Raw genomic sequence first — 480 nt, forward strand, 5'->3', positions numbered from 1 at the left:
TATAAAAACTACTGGCATATACCGTTTTCTCAAAACCGAAGCCATCAGCAAAAGCTACCCAGATTGCTTCTTTCTTTTCAGAAGTGGGTTGTTTTAACATACCCGTTTGCCTATTGGCGATGAAGTACCGCTTGGGAGCTATATAATGATATAAAAATCCAAAAATTAATACTGCACTTACACCTAAAAACAAATATAGCAGTGGGCCTCCCTCCCATGGTCTGAATACAAGAAATAAGATGAGAATCCCCCCCCCAGATCCAATCAAAATTAAAATCTTTTCCTTTTCCCTTATAGGTCCTATTTTCAATATACTCCACATCCGTGGCTTTTATAGCAAGTACACCTGCGTCTTCGCCTAAAGCGTCTTTTCTATTTCTCTTAGGCAACGCAGAAATGCGTTTGGTCATGTGTCCTAACATAGGTAATCTGCAAACAACATCAACTCCATAAAACCTCTACCACCCCCCTATTCTTTTG

General features: G+C 39.6%; 1 protein-coding gene. It reads right to left on the reverse strand.

Going from position 1 to position 480, the window contains the following annotated elements; translation table 11 throughout:
• Positions 1–110: 110 nt before the first annotated feature.
• Positions 111–410 (reverse strand): hypothetical protein, encoded by a 300-nt coding sequence (locus JL102_RS23420; RefSeq protein WP_237390722.1) that lies wholly within the window; start codon positions 408–410, stop codon positions 111–113.
• Positions 411–480 lie beyond the last annotated feature (70 nt).

This window comes from Fulvivirga sediminis (assembly GCF_016757215.1).
Lineage (GTDB): Bacteria > Bacteroidota > Bacteroidia > Cytophagales > Cyclobacteriaceae > Fulvivirga > Fulvivirga sediminis.

Coding starts and splice junctions, on each gene's coding strand:
- JL102_RS23420 (WP_237390722.1), bottom strand. CDS start 410: ATGACCAAACGCATTTCTGCGTTGCCTAAGAGAAATAGAAAAGACGCT.